The following is a 642-nucleotide window of genomic DNA, read 5'->3' on the forward strand; positions in this document are numbered from 1 at the left end:
ACAAAATTCTTCGCCAGAAAAATACGAGTGAAACGGTGGCCAACAGAATCCGCATTCTTAAAGACATGGATGCCAATCACCCGCCAGTTAAGACCTACAAGCAGTGCGCTTCAGATCATGGAATCAGTGAGCCAACTATCACCAATGTCGTGAAAAAGTTCGTCAATGAAGGCCTTGACGCCACCATCAAGCTTAAGCGCAGTGTTAATTCTGATAACGCACAACGCAAAGTTGATGGACGTGTAGAAGCGAAACTACTCGAAGTGGCCTGTGGGCCTGTTCCCAAGGGGCATAGCCGTTGGACTTTACGTCTTCTTGAAGCACAAATGAAGATAATTCTTGATGAGCCAATCAGTCGCGAAGCCATCCGTAGAACTCTAAAAAAAACCAACTTCGACCTCACCGCAGCGACTACTGGTGCCTCCCAAAGAAAGAAGACCCAGAATTCATAGCCTGCATGGAAGATGTTCTGGATGTTTATGAGCTTCCTTACAATCCAAAAGTGCCGGTAGTTTGCATGGATGAAAAGCCATATCAGTTGTTAGGCGAAGTCAGAGACTCATGGGCTATGCGTCCAGGTGACAATAAGAAAGTTGATTCAGAATACGTTCGTAAAGGTACATGCAGTATCTTTGCCTTCGT

The 642-nt window shown here is 45.6% G+C and carries 1 protein-coding gene and 1 pseudogene; both read left to right on the forward strand.

The features are described 5' to 3' along the window. The coding region (locus tag HMPREF3168_RS02500; RefSeq protein ID WP_070488349.1) for a helix-turn-helix domain-containing protein at positions 1-452 on the forward strand (452 nt) is incomplete at its 5' end. Between the two features lie 5 nt (positions 453-457). Continuing rightward, positions 458-642 (forward strand): annotated as a pseudogene (locus HMPREF3168_RS10425) (IS630 family transposase); the annotation flags it as partial.

The sequence above is a fragment of the Lactobacillus sp. HMSC08B12 genome (assembly GCF_001808415.1).
Lineage (GTDB): Bacteria > Bacillota > Bacilli > Lactobacillales > Lactobacillaceae > Lactobacillus > Lactobacillus delbrueckii.